Below are 820 nucleotides of genomic sequence, written 5' to 3'. Positions count from 1 at the left end.
AGCGCCCGCAGGGCATCTTCGCACCCAAGGGACGAACCTCATGACGATCCAGGCTGTACCGCAGGAACGCGATCGATCCCGGCAGGCGTTCCTGTCCCGCTCGACGCTGGTGACCACTTTCGCGCTGATCGTCGGCATGCTGGTGGTGCTGATCCTCAACGCGCTGCCGGCGTCGAGCGCGCTGCACGTCAGCGGGGCGACCGTCGCGCTGCTGGGCAAGTACTTCACCTACATGCTGCTGGCCCTGGCGGTGGATCTGATCTGGGGCTATCTCGGCATCCTGAGTCTGGGGCATGGCGCCTTCTTTGCCCTGGGCGGCTACGCCATGGGGCTCTACCTCAACGCCCAGACCTCGCCGCTGCCCGGCTGGCAGTCGATCATGACCTACTTTCCGGTGGCGGCACTGGCGATCCTGCTGGCACCGGGATTGCTGGCGCTGGCGTTCGGCTGGCTGGCGTTTCGTTCGCGGGTCACCGGCGTCTACTTCTCGATCATCACCCAGGCGCTGACCTTCGCGCTGATGCTGGCGTTCAACCGCAACGAGATGGGCATGGGCGGCAGCACGGGGCTGACACGCTTCTACGAACTGCTGGGCTTCTCGCTGGCGAGCGAAGGCATGACCGTGGCGCTGTTCGTGGCTTCCGGCATGGCGGTGCTGCTGGCGTTCTGGCTGTGCCGGGCGATCACCGTCTCGCGCCTCGGCCGGGTCAGCGTGGCGACCCGCGATGCCGAGGCGCGGGTGCGCTTCATCGGCTACCGGGTCGATCACGTCAAACTCGCACTGTTCGTCGTCTCGGCGATGATCGCCGGCGTCGCCGGG

The 820-nt window shown here is 67.0% G+C and carries 1 protein-coding gene; it reads left to right on the top strand.

Annotated features, from left to right (window positions below; all coding sequences use genetic code 11):
* Nucleotides 1-40 precede the first annotated feature (40 nt).
* Nucleotides 41-820, top strand: a 780-nt coding sequence (locus AC3AYF_RS03170) for an ABC transporter permease subunit (protein WP_295034833.1), incomplete at its 3' end; no start/stop codon positions are given.

This window comes from Salinicola sp. (assembly GCF_982684285.1).
The sequence above is the reverse complement of the archived record's forward strand: the minus strand, read 5'-3'. Positions and strand labels throughout refer to the sequence as shown.